Consider the following 17426-nt stretch of genomic DNA (forward strand, 5'->3'; position numbering starts at 1 on the left):
ATAATGAAACCTGTCTTTGGTACAATTCGTATTAATTGTTAAATATTTTAGAGGATGGTTATTATGAATCAAGAAAACTTAACTTGTAAAACTTGTGGAAGTACTACCTTTGCTAAAGGTGAAGTGAATGCTGTGGATGCTAGAGTAATGCCAATCGGTAAATCTTTTTCTTTTGGCTCCCCGGTTATATATACATTTTGTAAAAAGTGCGGAGAAGTAGCCTCAATTAGAATTGAAAAGCCTGAGAAATTTTAAACCCTTAAAACGTGCGCGTGTTATTTCCATTAATATTATCCTCTTCTCAGTATAGACTATGGGTCTACTGAAATTTGTCTTGGTACGTCGAAACATAATAATAATTTATTTAAAGTCCGCCATTCCCATAATTTTTTAGCAGTGATAACGTATCAATAACTAATTGAGCATTTTGCATAATTCATGCTTCGTTTCAGAGTCATGTTCAGATCACAGCGCAATTCCAGTTTTGTGAGAGCTGAGCTATAAATAGGCAGACGGGCAGAATTTCGGTGAAGCTGAAGTTTTAAGCGGTGTTGTGAATTCGTTGCTTCGCGATAGCGAGTGCAGAGGCAAGTAACACAATCGCATTCAAATATTGGTGGGTTGTCACTTTTGAATCCCCCAGACATGGAGCTGGTTTGCGGTCAAATAGGTCTTCATTCGAGAGTTGCAACGTTCCACACTGGTTCGTTTATTGTAAAGCTCCTTCCAGCTTCGGCTTTCCCGATGCGGTAACGCATAGCGCCGGAGATCCGTCTGACTGTTGGTTTTGACCACCATTCCATAATTGGAGGACGAACAAGCGGCCATGCCTAAAGGACAATCCACTTGACCTGTCGCATGCGGACAACGGAATTTCAAATGTACCTTTTCGTGTCCCCAATACGTCATGGGAAAACCCATCGAACAACAGGGCCTGCCTTTTCGTGTGATCCCTGCTGGCGGCTCCTTTTCATTTCGGGGATTCAGCGGAATAATGGCTTGTGCCTTGACGCTCCGGGCTGCCTCGTAGTTTTTCATTTGGTCATAGCCCGCATCCAGCATGAAGAATTTTGTTTTGGATTTCGCAGCGATAAGCGCCATAAGCGCAGGCCCTTCGTCTCCGTCGTTCACATGGGCAGGGGTCACCTTGAGCGCCATGGGAAGTTCACTCTTGGCATCGACGGCCAGATGCAATTTATAGCCAAACCACTTGACCTTGTTGCCAAAGGTGTCAACTTTGCCCCCCAGTTGGCATTGCCGGTGAGTTCGCTTTTTCGCTGGGTTCTTTTTTCTCGTAGGCGTGAATGGCTGCGCTGTCGATGGCGACATGAGTGCCACCGATGATTCCAGCCTCTTGACACTGAGCCACAAGATCCTCAAACAACCGCTGGGCAAGGCCTTTGTGAGTCAATCCGGCGAAGACTCGGCTTACCGTAGAAATGGAAGGGGCAGGACGATCCAACCGAAGCCCACATTGGTAACGGAAACGAAGGTCAAACTCCAGTCTGCGCTCTAGGCCGCTAAACGTATCGATGTTCTCTAAGGGAGCCGCGAGTAACGCGCGAAGAATGCCTTGACGACAGTGCCCATCCGCTCCTCGGGGTGAGCGATTTCTCAATTCCCTCGCGTAAGGTCGCAGGTCGAGTGCGCTGAAAAAGATAGGCAGTCGTTCTTTGGATTCGATTTTTTGAAGCTCCTCAAAGGAAAACAGACATTCTTGGAGAATATACAAAGGGGGCTTCCTCCTCTTGAGTGTTTTGTTTTGGTTTGGTCACCAAAAAACTTCTCCAAGTTGGGGTGAAGTCCTTTTTTATGCTCAAAATCTCTTTGTGCAACAAGGGCTTAGATTAATGCAAAATGCTCAATTAATAAAAAGGAGATAGTCATATTGCATAAAAAGAAGTATTTCACCCTTTTTCCACCGTTCCTTATTCTAGGGATCATCTTGGCTTACACTCTTCCAAACGATACAAAGTCTTATGCATTATTAGCCATGCTTGCGATTGCATTTTGGATTACTTACTATGTTTGGATTTATATTGAGAAATTGAAACAGAAGAAAAACGAATAGCATTTGTTTGCGTCTTATGAGTCTGCTGCGACACTGATCTACTCTTTAACACTACTAAGCGTGATAAATGCCGCCTCTACCCTCTCTCTATGGCTGGCGGTGAGCAAATCCGACACCGGACATATCCGTCTGAATTTACCTCTATAACTTTTGGGGCGGCAGGGGTTATTACAATAGTCCGGTGCTTCATACCAAACCTCTTCTTCCGTGTCCCTTTCTTCCCTGTCATACACTCCATCAGGCTACACAAGCATGTAATAAGTGTTACCCGGTACAACCGACGGTATAGTTAACTGTTTGACTTTCTCCTGAATCTTCTTCTTGGTGGAAACTTTCACTTTGCTCATACAACTTATCATCGTGCTTATGTAAGAAATGAATGGGTAAGAACTGTGCTGTCAATAACATCCGCTGTACTGGTATTTTTTGTTAGCCGTAAAATTAATAAGGATAAGGAAAAGAATTCAATAGCATTTTTCTTTGCGCGCCTCGTAACAGCTGTGCATGATTACCTGATCGCCCGGCTTCAGTCCGGACTTCTTCATCTTTGGTTGTTTTGGCATGTCGTGTTCTCTCCTTAAAGGGGCTATGCCCTTTCGAAACTAAAATAGATAAGCCGCGTATAATTGGTAAATAATTGAATTTGGAGTGTGACATATGAATAAAAATAAAAAGTCTTACGGCTTGGGAGTAGGAATCTGTTTTGCTGTTGCTTTTGGATTTGCTTTCCATAACATCGCATTAGGTATCGGATTAGGAATTGTTTTTGGTGTTGCCTTGTCTCAATCGGGAAGACCTAAGACTCCTAAAGATAAGTGAGTTCACCCCTTCCCTTGCGCTATGACAGCCCCTATTAATCTATAAAATGTTTGTCATCATGCGGACGAATTCGTTTGAGTAACTGCATAGCATATCTCAAAAAACAATTGGAGGTATGTTATATGGTTCGTACACTTGACGCACGATCTTCGCAAAATGGAAATGGTAATATTTATTACGAAGCACTCCGACTGATCCAACTATTTTGGGACAAGTAGGTCTAAACATAGTGAATCCGGTTGGGATAATACGGTTTGATTCACAGCTTCAAAATATCCTCGAAAATAAATATTTGTGGTAATTTTGTGGTAACCCATCCTCTCCAAGAGAAATCGCCCTTCTTCCCACAAAAAAAAGCCCCCAACGCTTACGCGCCAAGGGCTGCTGTATTCTAGTAAAGAGTCATGTACTGATCTCTTTCCCACTCGTGAACCTGGGTACGGTAGATATCCCACTCGATTTCTTTCAGCTCATAGAAGTGAGCCAGCGCATGTTCGCCGAGGGCTTCGGTGATGACATGGCTGCGGATCATTTCGTTCAGCGCTTCCTTCAGATCGGATGGCAAGCTAGGGATGCCTTCTTCAATCCGCTCTTCTTCGGACATCACATAGATGTTACGGTCGATAGGAGCCGGAAGATCCAGTTGGCGTTTGATGCCGTCAAGACCTGCCTTCAACATTACAGCAAGTGCAAGGTAAGGGTTAGCTGCCGGATCCGGATTGCGGACCTCGATGCGAGTGCTCAGCCCTCTGGAAGCAGGGATACGGATCATCGGGCTGCGGTTGCTGGCGGACCATGCTACGTAGCAAGGGGCTTCATAACCGGGAACCAGACGTTTGTAAGAGTTCACTGTCGGGTTCGTGATTGCAGCAAACGCACGGGCATGCTTCAGAATACCTGCCATGTAGTAACGGGCTGTCTTGCTCAGGCCAAGTGTGTCGCTCTCATCGTAGAACACATTCTCTTTGCCTTTGAACAGGGATTGGTGAGCGTGCATACCGGATCCGTTCATACCAAAAAGTGGTTTAGGCATAAAAGTAGCATGCAGGCCGTGCTGGCGGGCTACCGTCTTCACGACAAGCTTAAAGGTTTGAATTTGGTCAGCAGCTTTGATGGCATCAGCATATTTGAAGTCAATTTCATGCTGGCCGGAAGCAACTTCATGGTGGGAAGCTTCAATTTCAAAGCCCATCTCTTCAAGAGTCAAAACGATTTCGCGGCGGCAGTTCTCTCCAAGATCCATCGGTGCCAAATCGAAATATCCGCCTTGGTCATTCAATTCCGTAGTCGGGTTCCCTCTCTCATCAGTTTTGAAGAGGAAAAACTCAGGTTCAGGACCAACGTTCATCGCGGTATAACCCATTTCTTCAGCTTCTTCCAGACAACGCTTCAGAATACCACGCGGGTCTCCGGCAAACGGTGTTCCGTCAGGCATGTACACATCACAAATCAGACGGGCAACCCGGCTGTCCGTCACCCAAGGGAAGATTACCCATGTGCTGAGGTCAGGATAGAGATACATGTCGGATTCTTCAATCCGTACATAACCTTCAATGGAGGAACCATCGAACATCATTTTATTGTCGAGCGCCTTTTCGAGCTGGCTAACAGGAATCTCTACATTTTTGATCGTTCCGAGCAAGTCGGTAAATTGCAGGCGAATAAAACGGACGTTTTCTTCCTTGGCGATGCGCGTAATATCCTCTTTAGAAAAGCTCACTATACCCTCTCCCTTTCATGTCTCTTTATGTTATTTATTAAAAAACCGGGAAAGTTCGCCTTGAATAAGAGAGACTTGTCCCGGTCTTTTACCGGAAACCAGTTCCTGCTTCAGCAAACGATGAAGCTGTGAATCGGACAACTCTCTACGTCTAACCTCTGTATCAGGGGTAATAACCGTAGCTTCTTCGGATTCCTTCGTGACTGGGTTCATCACCTGCTTGATGCCGGCAATGTTAACACCCTTCTCGATTAATGCTTTGATTTCCAACAGGCGTTCCACATCATTGAATGAGAACAAACGCTGATTGCCGGAGGTACGAGCGGGCACAATCAGACTGTGCTGCTCATAATAACGAATTTGTCTGGCAGATAAATCGGTTAGCTTCATTACAATACCTATAGGAAATAGTGCCATATTTCTGCGGATTTCATCACCCATGACTCATCCAACCTTCCAATGATCTTTTTCTCATCTCATTGTACATTTCCTGGTTTCGCGTGTCAATGGTGTGTGAGTTTTTCTTACAGAAGATTTCTATCCCGCATACTTTGCAGTGCCATCAACACACCGTACTTCACATGAGAATAGGTTAATCCGCCTTGCATATAGCCAATATAGGGCGCCCGGATCGGCGCATCCGCAGATAACTCCAAGCTGCCACCCTGAATGAACGTTCCTGCCGCCATAATGACAGGATGTTCATAACCGGGCATATCCCAAGGCTCAGGCACGACATGGCTGTCAACGGCTGCAGCACGTTGAATCCCCTGCACAAAGGCAATCAGATGCTCCGGCCCGTCAAAAGCAACCGCCTGGATCAGGTCCGTACGCGGTTCATCCCAGGCTGGTTTGGTCGTAAACCCGCAGCGCTGAAAGACAGCAGCTGCAAAGATACTCCCTTTGAGCGCTTGCCCCACTGTGTGTGGAGCCATAAAGAGCCCTTGGTAGAGTCCGCGTGTTGTTCCCAGCATCGCGCCTACTTCTCCGCCTATCCCCGGTGCTGTGAGCCTGTAGGCCGCCAGCTCAACAAGATCGCTGCGTCCGCAAATATATCCGCCTGTCTCAGCGATACCCCCACCCGGATTCTTGATAAGTGAACCTGCGACGAGGTCGGCTCCCACCTGGGGAGGCTCAAGCTCTTCCGTAAATTCTCCATAACAGTTGTCTACGAATACGATGACATCCGGTTTCAACGTTTTCACTTTTGTTACCATATCGCCGATTTCAGCGACCGTAAAGGAAGAACGCCAATCATAGCCCCGGGATCTTTGGATTCCGATAACTTTTGTTTGGTCATTTATAGCGAGCGCTACTTCGTCCCAATCCACTTTCCCTTCGGCAGTTAAAGCGGTCTCACGGTAGCCTATACCAAAATCGGCCAAAGAGCCTGTCCCGTCACCGGGCTTGCCAACTACTTTATGCAACGTATCGTATGGGCGTCCTGTGATGTACAGCAATTCGTCTCCTGGACGCAGTACGCCAAAAAGCGCCGTAGAGATGGTATGCGTACCAGAAGCAAAATGAGGCCGAACCAGCGCCGCCTCCGCACCGAATACCTCAGCATACACAAGATCCAGCACTTCACGGCCCCGGTCATTATAGGCATAGCCGGTAGAACCGGCAAAGTGAAAATCGCTCACCTGCTGCCGCTGGAACGCCTCAATAACCTTCCACTGATTGTGATCCACTATCCGGTCCAGCTTTTTTACCGCACTTTCAATTTCAAGTTCTGCAGCCTCCGCCGCATGTAAAATATCCTCTGCAAAAACAGCCATTTCCCCTCGTTCTCCCCTTACATTACATTTACTTAACATCAAGAATTAACCCCACACAGTAGGAGTCGGCTTCGAAGACCGAAGGAGATATCCATGCTTTGTGGGGACACTCAATGCATTCCTTAATTTATTTTGAGACTTGCTCAAAATGATGGTTTATTCCTGCACTACGAACTCCGCTAACTTGTAGCCCCATTTCTCATAATCCTCTTTGTTTAAGCGGACATTGTAGAGCACATCATTCTCGTCGTACTGCTGCTCCAACACCTCGCCTACACGGTAGAGCAATGAAGACAGGTCGCCACGGTCACCTGGAATCCGGAAGGTTAGAGTATCCCCTGCCAGCGAATCTTCAATGATCTCCCGGATCAGGGTTAGATCTTCAGGGTTAAAAGCACTGATCTTTAAATATCCCGGACCTGCAGGAAGCATCTCCAGCTGTTCCGGCTGACAGATATCGCTTTTGTTGAACAATGTAATTTGCGGCTTCCCGGCAGCACCCAGATCCGTGAGAATGGCTTGGACAACCTCCATTTGTTCCTCACGCATTGGAGAAGAAGCGTCGACTACATGCAGCACCAGATTCGCTTCATTCACTTCCTCCAGAGTGGCACGGAAGGACGCCACCAGATCATGCGGCAGATTCTGAATGAATCCAACCGTATCTGTTAACACAACCTCTTTGCCTGACGGAAGCTGCAGTACACGTGAAGTCGGGTCAAGTGTGGCAAACAGCTGATTCTCAATATATACATCTGCATCCGTGAGCTGCTTCAACAGCGTCGATTTGCCTGCATTTGTATATCCGACAAGGGCCACCTGTACGGCACCGCTCTTGCGGCGGCGTTCTCGATGCAGCTCACGGGTCTTCACCACTTCGTCGAGCTGGCGCTTCAGCTCATCAATCCGGTTGCGGATATGCCGGCGGTCCGTCTCCAGCTTGCTTTCCCCTGGTCCTCTTGTGCCGATACCGCCGCCGAGTCTGGATAGGTTCTTGCCCTGCCCGGAGAGGCGCGGCAGCAGATAGGAGAGCTGTGCCAGCTCTACCTGAATAATACCTTCCCGCGTCTTCGCCCGTCCGGCAAAGATATCCAGGATCAGCTGGGTGCGGTCGATAATTTTCAGATCCAGAGCTTCCTCCAGATTGCGCACCTGCGCTCCGGACAGCTCCTGGTCAAAGATTGCCGTATTTGCACCGAAACCATCTGCAGCCATCCGCAGCTCTTCTACCTTCCCCTTGCCGATGAACCATTTGGAATCAGGAGTTTCCTTGTTCTGGCGCAGCACGTCCAGCACTTCGACACCGGCTGTCTCCGCTAGCTGCACCAATTCTTGCAGGGAAAGCTCCGGGTCAATGCCGGTGCGCTTAATTTTGTCCGTCACCAAACTGACTAATATTGCCCGGTCCTGGATATCTGTTTGTGTATCATGTGTTGTCGTCATGCATTCAATGCTCCTTATCTCCATACCCCACTGAGGTATATCATCCGTTAATCATATTTTGTTTTACAGCTTAAAATCTTCAGTCCGCAGTGTCATCAGCTCCTGCTTGCCGGGGCTGTTGCTCTCGTACTGGTTCAGCAAGCGTACTGCTTGTGCACGCACGGCTTTCTCAATCGAATTGCGCACAAAGCGCGCATTACTAAAGGCATGAAGGCTCTCCGTCTTCTCCACCAGCAAATGCTGCTTTAACTTGAGTATCGCCTGCGGCATCAAAATATAATCGCGCTCTTTGGCCATAAGTTCGGCAATCTGCAGCAGCTGATCAATCGTGTAGTCGGGAAACTCAACCTGAATAGGAAACCTTGAAGGCAGCCCCGGATTACTCATCAGAAAATAATCGATTTCACCGGAGTATCCGGCCAGGATCAGCACAAACTGGCTGCGGTGATCCTCCATGGATTTTACCAGCGTATCGATGGCTTCCTTTCCAAAATCCTTATCGCCTCCGCGTGCAAGACTGTAGGCTTCATCAATAAATAGGATGCCCCCGAGCGCCTTTTTCACCAGGTCACGTGTCTTCTGGGCGGTATGCCCAATATATTCGCCGACGAGATCCGCTCGCTCTACCTCGATCAGATGCCCTTTGCTTAATACACCCATCCGCTGGAACAGCTTGGCGACAATCCTCGCTACCGTCGTTTTACCGGTTCCGGGATTGCCCTTGAAGACCATATGGTAAGCCTGGCCGCCACTGGCAAGCCCAGCCTCGCTACGCATCTGGGCGATCTGCAGAAGCGCATATATCTCAAATACAAGCTCCTTGATATTATCCAAGCCAACAAGACCATCAAGTTCCCGGCTTAACTCCTGGAACAGTCCGCTATGGCCGTGATTTTTGGGGAGCGCGGCTCCACTGCTGCTGTCGCTCACCGCACTGCTCATCGGAGGGGGATCTTGATTCCGCAGCACAATATTGATTTGCCTTGACGGTCTGCCTTCCTCCCGCCCGCTTGCTGCCGCTACGCGTCCGTTCACCTTATTCACCTCATTATCCAGGGCTGACTGCTCTAAGTAAGTCTATTCCGGTACATGAGGTCTTATTAGCAGTTTCAGGATTTTTATACTTGGCAAATGATTTACAGAAATAACTGCTGCAGCTTCCATTTGGTGTAGGCCAGGATTTCACGGGATTTATACTTGGCCATCGACATTACCTTTGACTCGGTAAGCCCCAGCTCAGGTGCAGCATAGCCCAATTCTCTGGCAATTTCCTGCGCCCGCCGTCCATGGAAAGTATGCGTAATAATAACGGAAGACGTCATCCCCTCACGCTTCATAATTTCCTGGCTGAACAGCAGATTCTCGTACGTGCTGGTAGATTTGTTCTCCATAAGGATATCTTCTTCCGGCACCCCTTGCTCCACCAGATAATTCCGCATCCCTTGACCTTCGGTAAATTTGTAGTCCGGATCGTCCAGCCCCCCCGAAACAATAAAGGTGCTGAACATTCCCTCCCGGTAGAGCTTTAGCCCGTAATCCAGCCGTTCCTTCAGGCCGGGGCTTGGCTTATCCCCCCACATGGACATGCCGAGAATAATCCCTGCATCCGCTTTCGCCATAGGTGATGTTGTAGCCGCACTGTTAATGTTATTAAACACAACCGCACACCATAGGAGGCCTGCTGCCACAATCGTTATACCTGCAATAAACAAGTTGCGCTTACGCCGGGAGCGGCGTTTTCTGGACACTTTGCGTATTGGGGATGAACCTCTTTGGTAAACGTACCATTCCATTTTTTATTTCCTCCTGAATTCTCCGTGATGGAACAATTCGGCACGATGCTTCAGTGAGAGAGAGAAATAAGGAAAGGCGTGCGCGTCAATACTGCGTAGAATGCTCTTGGCTGTTGCCCAGGCCAGATTATAGTCGCTGTCCGTAATGTCTTCCCTTTCCAGCGCTTCCTCAAGTTCATCCTCATCCAGCAAAAACACCTCTCCGTTCCAAAGCACCACAACGTCCAGGTACAAATCATCAAACCATGGAACGCCTTGATCCGTGACGCCTTGAACTTTGCAGGTGTCAATGTACCATTGTACGATATTCTGTCGTTCGTCGAACATAGCCGTCACAATATAGTGGCTATCCTTGGGAAAATATTGCAGCCAAGAATATCCTTTGTCCGCTATGCGGTATGTATGCCTTCCATAGCTCTTCCACAGTGGTTCCTTCAGCCCGTAAATCGTATAAAGAGTGATATAACCGCTGAATTCCCGGGTTTCCACATAGCGGCAGGCGAAATGTCGGCGCGTAATCCGGCGCCAGTTGGCCCGGTCTCCGAATTTACGTTTCATATGAATTACCCTCTCAAGAAATGGTGTCTTCAGCTTAACACATTTAAGAGACACACTCAAAACATCCCGTAAAAAAACAGAACTGCCGGCAACGTAATCAAAGGTTACAGCTTCTGGATTAAAGCAAATATTTAAAGGTCCATTCAAAAAAAAGGACTATCCTTTCCCATCTTGGATGGGTAAAGGATAGTCCTTTGGATCAAAGACAATCTCCATTGTTATTGAGGAGATTGGCCCTCATTTGAAAATCCGTTCTCCGGAACTGTTCCCGCCTCAGTACTGTTATCCGTACCAGCATTTCCTGAACCGGAGGTTTCAACAGGTGTAATAGTTGGCAGCGGGGTTGGTGGAAGCGGAGTAGCCGTTGCTTCCGGCGGGGTTACAACTCCACCCCCATTGCCGTTGCCTCCTCCATTGCCATTGCCATTGCCGTTCCAATTACCATTTCCATTTCCATTCCCGTTGCCGTTGCCGTTCCCATTGTTTCCACCGGGATTGCCGTTGCCTTCGCCGTTTCCGTTACCCTGTCCGTTGCCTTGATCATCTGTCGGAAGATTCGGATCAGGCGTTGCTTCCGGTTCTGGTGTCTGCAGTTCATCCTGAACCATTACGGTAACGGTGCCCGATGGCTCGCTCTCCACATCCAGTTCGGGATAATAAGCTGTTACATAATATTCGTAAGTCAGCCCAGGCATGGCGCTAATATCACCCATTGTGAGAGACTTTGTGCTGAGAAGTGAAGTGAACTCCGTCTCCGAGGTTTCCCGGCGGTAAATCCGGTATTCCACTCCTGCAACCTGAGCCGCTTCCCAGCCAAGGTTCACAGTCAATGTTGAAGGATCATATTCAGCGGATAGACCCGTGACAGGCTGTACCGTTTCCGGAGTAGCCGTTGGTTCAGGCGCACTCGCACCTTCCGGTTTAGGGAAAGATTTTTCCGGAATCCCCTCCAGAGCCTTCTCCATAACTTTACCCCAGAACGCCGCTGCAAGCGGACTGCTGTTCTTGAGCAGATGTGTCTTGCTCGGCTTGTCATATCCCATCCACACTGCTGCGGTCCATTCCGGTGTATAACCGACAAACCACACGTCACGGTTGGATTTGATCCCGTCGTACCCGCTCTGGGTAGTACCGGTCTTGCCGGCAACCGGACGGTTGATTTTCGCTTTTTTACCTGTACCGTCCTGTACAACTTCCTGCATCATTTGGGTCATTTGGTAAGCTGTATCCTCACTCATCACCCGCTCAGGCTTTGTGTTGGCCTTATAGACCGTATCCCCGTCGCTATTGGCAATCGATTTAATCGAATACGCCTCACGCAGTTCACCGCCGCTGGCAAAAGCACTGTAAGCCTGAGCCATTTCCAGCGTATTGGTTCCTTTGCTCATCCCGCCGAGGGCGAGTGACAGGTTCTTGTCTTCATCGCTGAGGTTGATCCCCAGCTTCTTCGCAAACTGGAAGCCGGTATCCACACCAATCTCATTCAACAGCCAGACCGCCGGGATGTTCTCCGACTTTGTTATCGCCTGACTCATGCTGATCGTTGATGAGTAGCCATGTAGATTTCTCGGACAGTATTTGCCGAAGCACTGCTTTTCATTGCTGAGCATTGAGGAGCTTGAGAATTTCCCCGACTCCAGAGCAGGAGCGTAAGAAACCAATGGTTTGAAGGAGGAGCCCGGAGAACGCCGGCTGCCGTTAACACGGCTGTAGCCCTTCTTCTCATAATTCCGTCCGCCCATCAGCGCAACGATGCTGCCATTCTCCTGGTTGATGATGGTCATCGAACCCTGCACCAGTTCCTCATCCACACTTTTTTCGAAATTGTCGCTATCGGCAAAAGCTTCTTCTACCGTCTGCTGGGCGTTTTTATCCATCGTTGTATAAATTTTGTATCCGCCGATGTTGAGATCATCTTCGGTTAATCCAAACTTGTCTTCCGCCTCGTCTATAGCATAATCAATAAAGGCCTGATAACGCTGTTTGCTTTCGGGCGGCTTATAGTTGTAGTTGACCGCAGCGGCTTCATCCCGCTCCTGTTCAGTAATTTTCCCCTGTTCATACATCAGCTGGAGCACTACGCCGCGGCGTTCCTTGGATAGCTCTGGATTACGCAGCGGATTGTAACGTGACGGCCCTTTCGGCATGGCAGCCAAAGTGGCGATTTGCCACAGCTTGAGTTCGTCAAGATTACTTTTGCCAAAATATCGTATAGATGCTGCCTTGATACCGTAGACTGTTCCCCCAAAGTTAATCCGGTTTAGGTACAACGTAATAATCTCATTTTTGGTTCTCTCATTCTCAAGTGCTACAGCAATGGAAACCTCAGTCGCTTTGCGGAAAAACGTCTTATCGCGTGTCAGGAAGATATTCTTCGCAAGCTGCTGGGTGATCGTACTGCCGCCTTCAACCATGCTGCGTGCTGCGATATCTTTGACGGCCGCGCGGCCGATCGACCATAAATCCACACCTTTGTGTTCAAAAAAACGTTTATCTTCTGTAGCAACAAAAGCCTCGATCAACTGTTTAGGAATATCTTCATACTCTACCGGATCACTCTTTTCGAGTGACAGTTCGCCGATCAAATTCGCATTGCGGTCAAAAATCTGTGTCGGCGGGTTCACTGTTAATTTGTCCTGGTTCTCATTCAGCAGTTTCTGGCCGTTCAGCATAATAAACAGGTAGCCGCCAAGCGCACAAAAAATCGCCAGCGCCGTTGCAAAAAATAAACTCCACAGTACGCGTTTCTTGGTTAGAAACTTCTTCTTTTTCTTAGGCTTCCCTTTGGGACTCGCAGGGGTGGTGCCCCTGTCTCTATTGCGGTTCGTCCTGGAAAAATCGTCTCTAGACATGCTGCCTCCTGACTCCCTTTCGGAAACATCTTGAAATTGTATACACGAATGAAAAGAACAACCTTCACAGGTTGCTCTCTCGCACTCTCTATTCAAACGCTTTATAAACAAAAAGGTTTCACTACAAGGTTGTAAAAAATGTTATTCTTCGCTTCCACTGTCCTGCATCAGCGATACGCTGCGCTGTGGCGTAAAGGTGGAAATGGCATGCTTGTACACCATTTGCTGGCGTCCGTCACTGTCGATGACAATTGTGAAATTGTCAAATGCTTTGATGATTCCCCGGATTTGAAAGCCGTTGGTCAAATATACTGTGGCAGGGATATTCTCTTTACGCAGCTGGTTCAAGAACGTATCTTGGATGTTAATGGACTTGTTCATATGACGTACCCCCAATGGTTCAATTAGATTGTTCAGAAGTATATTCAAGACCTGAGAGAAACTTTCCTGCTATTATAGCACGTATTTTTGCAAAATTCTCTGAAAAGTTTTGCTCGTTGAAATCGTCGATCCACTGGATTTCCTTCATGTGGCGAAACCATGACAATTGTCGTTTGGCGAATCGGCGGGTATCGCGTTTCAGCAGTGTCACAGCCTCGTCCAGCGTCGTTTCTCCCGCGAGATAAGCGGCAATTTCCTTGTAGCCCAATCCCTGCATGGACACAAGAGTTCTGCTGTAGCCGTGATCCAGCAGTCCTTTCACCTCGGCGACGAGACCTTCCGCCAGCATCTGATCGATTCGGTCTTCAATACGTTTATATAGTATTTTCCGGTCCATTGTCAAACCTATGAGGCATAACTCATATGGAGACTCCTTCTTCTGAGCCTCATGGGACGACGAAAGCGTAACCTTTGTCTGGTGATGAATTTCCAGCGCACGGATGATTCTGCGGCGGTCATTCGGATGCAATCTGGAAGCGCTGGCAGGGTCTACAGCCGCCAGTCTGGCGTGCAGGGCTTCTGCTCCATGCTCCTCGGCAAAGGCGTCCTGCTCGCTGCGGAACGCCTCATCCGCCACGGCCTCAGAGAAACGGAAACCGTAACACAGGGATTCAATATACAGTCCCGTTCCTCCCACAATAAATGGAAGCTTCCCCCTGGTGCTGATCTCCTCGATCAGCCGGACGCCCTGCACCTGAAATTCAGCGGCAGAATAGGCATCTTGCGGATCATGGATATCAATTAAATGATGCGGAATCCCCTTCATCTCCGCTGGTGTGATCTTGGCTGTGCCGATATCCATTCCGCGGTAGACCTGCATGGAATCACCGGAGATGATCTCTGCACCGTACGTCTCCGCGAGCTCCAGGCTAAGCCTTGTTTTGCCGACTGCGGTCGGCCCCAGCAGTACCAGAACCTTATGTTTAGTCTCAGTTGTCAATGTGTATCACCCCGTACGATGTTTTGGAGCTGCTGCGCAGCTGTTCGGTAAAGCCCAGCCGTGAGAATTCGCCGCTTAAGGCCTTCTCTTTGAGCAGGACAGCCTTGCGTGCTACTCTGACTGCCTCAGCGACACTCTCCCCGGTCAAGGCTGCTGTGTTAGCGAAACGGCGCAAGGGGGATATTGCCGCAGAATCCGTCAAGGGAACCCGGAACATCGGGTCGAAGTAAACGATATCGACACTATTGTCCGGCTGTTCCCGCAGGTACCCCAGATGTTCGCTGTGCACAACCTGGATGCGGCGCAACGCTTCGTTTACTTTCTGCTGGCCGGAAATGTACTGGCTCATGCCTTCAAGCAGCAGCGCATACAGCGGCAAGGAGCTTTCCAGCGCAGTCACCACAGAATCTTCTCCGCCATGGACGGCAAACAGCAGAGAATCGCTGCCAAGACCCGCCGTGCAATCCAGCACGCTGTCTCCCGGCAGCATTCCGGCAGCTTCCAGCATGGGATCAGATTCGCCCTTCAGAATGCGTTTCGCCCGGACAAAGCCCATACTGGGATGAAACTCCATCGGTGGCAGACCCGGCGAGATCAGCCGTACCGCCTCCTGCAGAACTACCAGAATCTCCTCGTCCCCGTAACGTTCCGCCAGCTTTGGCATGGAGAACCTAGTCCTAAGCACATAAGGTGCACCTGTGCGCTCGGCAAGCTGCTGAGCCCGCAGCACAATTTCCGGTATCGGGTCAAAACCCGTTGTTATAATCATGATGCCTCCGATCTGGTACGCATTAGAGCGCTAAAAATAGAAATGAACAGATTGCAGATCAAGAGCTGTAAGTGAGCTGGCTTACCTCATATGCAGTGCAGCTGCACTTACATGACACGTTTGAACAGCTTCTCCAGGTCATAGGAAGAAAAAGAAACCACGATCGGCCGTCCATGCGGACATGTATATGGCTGGCGGCAAGCTGCCAGCCTGGACAGCAGAGCCTCTACCTCCTGCTCTGTAAGCTTCTGGTTGGCCTTGATGGACGCCTTGCAGGAGCAGAGAATGGAGGATTTCTCACGCAGTTTGGCCAGGTCGATGTAACGTTCGCTCAGCACCCATTCCGCCATTTCCTCAATGACCGCCTTCTCATCTCCCTCAGGGAACCAGTACGGCAAGGAACGGACCAGAAAAGTCTGCCCTCCGAAATGCTCAAGAAATACACCTGCCTGTTCGAACCAATGCAGCCTTTCACTAAGCTGGCGGCTCTCCGAAGGGGTGAATTCCAAGGTGATCGGCAGGAGAAGCTCCTGCGAAGCATCCTCGGGACGACCGAATTTCTCATAATAATATTCATAATTAATCCGTTCATGTGCCGCATGCTGGTCAATCAGATAAAGCCCGCTGTCATTCTGGGCAATAAGATATGTCCCGTGATGCTGGCCGATATAGTTCAGCTCAGGGAACTGAGGGAGCGCAGGATCTTCACTGCCGGTTGGAGCGTACAGCTCCTCTGCTGAAGGCATCCCTCCCCGGGGCGGCATTGCCCCGGCAGGCTGGCGGTAGCTGCCGCCAGCCCCTTCACGCGGCAATGAAGAAGTACTGCCGCTGTATGCCGCAGCAGACTCCCGGGCCACCGGCATTGCGCTCTGAGGCTCTCCCGTCCGCTGCTGTGCGTTGCCGGAGTAGCGTTCTCCTGCTGCAGCCCCGTTGCCGAAGGGAGAAGCACTGCTGACTCCGCTGTTCCAAGCACCCGGTCTCTCTGCGGGACGATTAGCATCCAATGAACCCGCTTGCTGCAGATCACTCTGCGGAGCAACACCGGAGGGCATATCACTTTGCGGACCAGCGGTCCGCGGGTCTGGACCGTCTTGATCATTGCGGGCCATGCCTGGCAAACCATCGGCTGGCTGAGGTATGGCACCTTTCGGAAAGGCAAACTGCTCCTGGATAAAGGAACTGCTGCCCTTGGCGCCTATTATCTCTTTGCCCGGCCGCGGAATCAGACTCTGGCCCAGCAGAACCTTGCGGATCTCCTGCTCAACAAATGCGTACAGTTCGATCTCCTTACTGAAACGCACCTCCAATTTCGCCGGGTGTACATTGACGTCGACGAGTGATGGATGCATGTCCAGCTGCAATACGAGCAGCGGATAGCGGTTAATCGGCAGCAGCGTGTGATAAGCCCGCATAATAGCCGCATTCAGCCCGTTGCTGCGGATGTATCTTCCGCCTACAATCGTGGTGACTGCATTGCGGTTGGAGCGGGTCCACTCCGGCCTGCTGACAAAGCCGGTAATCCGGTAATCCGGATCTTCTGCTGAGATCGGCAGCATCGCCTTGGCCGCTGATGTACCGTAAACGGCAGCAATCACCTGCAACAGATCGCCGTTGCCAAGTGTATGCAGTAGCTGATTGCCATTGTGATGCAACGTAAAGGAGATGGACGGATGAGCCAAAGCCATCCGGTACATCGCATCCGAAATATGCCCCAGCTCGGTTTGGATGCTCTTCATATATTTCAGCCTTGCCGGTGTGTTGAAAAATAATTCCCTTACTGCAAGATCGCTTCCCTTACCGGAAGGTGTATCCTCATTGCGGATTAGCTTCCCGCCTTCGATATCAATCAGTCTGCCTTTACCATCATCACTGCTGGCAGTCAGAAGGGATACCTTCGAGACAGCGGCGATACTGGGCAGAGCCTCGCCGCGGAAGCCAAGGCTCGTGATCAGGAACAGATCACGTCCATTTGCAATCTTGCTGGTCGCATGCCGGTAGAAGGCGGTCTCGCAGTCCTCAGGCTCAATACCTGAGCCGTTGTCTTTGACGCGGATGCTCTGCAGTCCGCCCTCTTCAACAGAAACCTCAATTCGGGTGCTGCCGGCATCAATCGCGTTCTCCACCAGCTCCTTTACAACGGAAGCCGGCCGCTCCACAACCTCACCCGCTGCAATCTGGTTGGCAATATGCTCGTCCAGTACATGAATTTTAGCCATTTTGTATTCACCTCGCCAATAGTGAT

At 49.7% G+C, this 17426-nt stretch carries 15 protein-coding genes and 1 pseudogene; 3 read left to right on the forward strand and 13 right to left on the reverse strand.

What is annotated here, in order from left to right; genetic code table 11:
- Positions 1–63: 63 nt before the first annotated feature.
- Positions 64–255, forward strand: a complete 192-nt coding sequence (locus NSS79_RS19265) for a hypothetical protein (RefSeq protein WP_342435755.1) — start codon at positions 64–66, stop codon at positions 253–255.
- A 286-nt stretch (positions 256–541) separates the two neighbouring features.
- Here the strand turns inward: NSS79_RS19265 and NSS79_RS19270 are convergent.
- Positions 542–1732 (reverse strand): annotated as a pseudogene (locus NSS79_RS19270) (transposase).
- Positions 1733–1888: 156 nt separating this feature from the next.
- On the opposite strand from NSS79_RS19270, the gene NSS79_RS19275 reads away from it, so the two are divergent.
- Together NSS79_RS19275 and NSS79_RS19280 are read left to right on the forward strand one after the other, a co-directional pair.
- Positions 1889–2071: a hypothetical protein gene (locus NSS79_RS19275; protein ID WP_342435756.1), complete on the forward strand. Its 183-nt coding sequence runs from the start codon at positions 1889–1891 to the stop codon at positions 2069–2071.
- A gap of 657 nt (positions 2072–2728) precedes the next feature.
- Positions 2729–2890 (forward strand): hypothetical protein, encoded by a 162-nt coding sequence (locus tag NSS79_RS19280; protein ID WP_342435757.1) that lies wholly within the window; start codon positions 2729–2731, stop codon positions 2888–2890.
- A 391-nt stretch (positions 2891–3281) separates the two neighbouring features.
- On the opposite strand, the gene glnA is transcribed toward NSS79_RS19280, so the two are convergent.
- The 12 genes from glnA to mutL form a co-directional block, all read right to left on the reverse strand.
- On the reverse strand, positions 3282–4610 hold the full coding sequence (gene glnA, locus NSS79_RS19285; protein WP_342435758.1) for a type I glutamate--ammonia ligase: 1329 nt from the start codon (positions 4608–4610) through the stop codon (positions 3282–3284).
- 30 nt (positions 4611–4640) lie between these two features.
- Positions 4641–5051, reverse strand: coding sequence for a MerR family transcriptional regulator (locus tag NSS79_RS19290; RefSeq protein WP_036656080.1), 411 nt, complete (start codon positions 5049–5051; stop codon positions 4641–4643).
- An 83-nt stretch (positions 5052–5134) separates the two neighbouring features.
- Positions 5135–6388 carry a methionine gamma-lyase family protein gene (locus tag NSS79_RS19295; protein ID WP_038593008.1) on the reverse strand — a complete coding sequence of 418 codons (1254 nt, stop codon included), beginning with the start codon at positions 6386–6388 and terminating at the stop codon, positions 5135–5137.
- A gap of 156 nt (positions 6389–6544) precedes the next feature.
- Positions 6545–7831, reverse strand: coding sequence for a GTPase HflX (hflX, locus tag NSS79_RS19300; protein WP_038593011.1), 1287 nt, complete (start codon positions 7829–7831; stop codon positions 6545–6547).
- Positions 7832–7894: 63 nt separating this feature from the next.
- Entirely contained in the window at positions 7895–8866 is a 972-nt protein-coding gene (locus NSS79_RS19305; RefSeq protein WP_038593013.1) for an AAA family ATPase, read from the reverse strand.
- Between the two features lie 101 nt (positions 8867–8967).
- Positions 8968–9624, reverse strand: a complete 657-nt coding sequence (locus NSS79_RS19310; RefSeq protein WP_038593016.1) for a YdcF family protein — start codon at positions 9622–9624, stop codon at positions 8968–8970.
- Between the two features lie 3 nt (positions 9625–9627).
- Entirely contained in the window at positions 9628–10182 is a 555-nt protein-coding gene (locus NSS79_RS19315) for a DUF402 domain-containing protein (RefSeq protein ID WP_038593019.1), read from the reverse strand.
- Positions 10183–10400: 218 nt separating this feature from the next.
- Positions 10401–13034: a PBP1A family penicillin-binding protein gene (locus tag NSS79_RS19320; protein WP_342435759.1), complete on the reverse strand. Its 2634-nt coding sequence runs from the start codon at positions 13032–13034 to the stop codon at positions 10401–10403.
- Positions 13035–13175: 141 nt separating this feature from the next.
- Entirely contained in the window at positions 13176–13415 is a 240-nt protein-coding gene (gene hfq, locus NSS79_RS19325) for an RNA chaperone Hfq (RefSeq protein WP_019910673.1), read from the reverse strand.
- Between the two features lie 19 nt (positions 13416–13434).
- On the reverse strand, positions 13435–14415 hold the full coding sequence (miaA, locus tag NSS79_RS19330; RefSeq protein ID WP_342435760.1) for a tRNA (adenosine(37)-N6)-dimethylallyltransferase MiaA: 981 nt from the start codon (positions 14413–14415) through the stop codon (positions 13435–13437).
- On the reverse strand, positions 14405–15184 hold the full coding sequence (locus tag NSS79_RS19335; RefSeq protein ID WP_342435761.1) for a class I SAM-dependent methyltransferase: 780 nt from the start codon (positions 15182–15184) through the stop codon (positions 14405–14407). Before NSS79_RS19335 ends, miaA begins: the two co-directional genes overlap by 11 nt.
- A gap of 107 nt (positions 15185–15291) precedes the next feature.
- Complete coding sequence (gene mutL, locus NSS79_RS19340; protein ID WP_342435762.1) at positions 15292–17400, reverse strand: DNA mismatch repair endonuclease MutL; 2109 nt, start codon at positions 17398–17400, stop codon at positions 15292–15294.
- Positions 17401–17426 lie beyond the last annotated feature (26 nt).

The organism is Paenibacillus sp. FSL L8-0436, from assembly GCF_038593025.1.
Taxonomy (GTDB): Bacteria; Bacillota; Bacilli; order Paenibacillales; family Paenibacillaceae; genus Paenibacillus_AQ.